Annotated in this window: 1 pseudogene; it reads left to right on the top strand. The window is 50.4% G+C overall.

From position 1 onward, the window contains the following. Window positions 1-262: pseudogene (locus tag Q4563_RS20520) on the top strand (hypothetical protein); the annotation flags it as partial.

A 262-nucleotide genomic window follows, 5' to 3' on the forward strand; every position in this document is an offset into this window, starting at 1 on the left:
GTGCTGTTGCAAGCAGCCAATACCGGCTTGCGCAGCTTGACAGAAGTGCTGGTGGCGGAGCTGATGGTGCGCAAAAAAGATCTGGTGGCGCTGGATTATGCCGAGCTGGATAAGTCGACGATTGGGAATGTGGTGAATTTCCTGCAAGACAATCACCAGCAACATTGTTTGGTGATTGATCAAGACAATCACACTATTCGTGGGTTGTTTTCCGCCAGCGATATCTCTCGCAAGCTGCGACTGCCGATTGATATTCATGAGC

It is taken from the genome of Gilvimarinus sp. 1_MG-2023 (assembly GCF_030548285.1).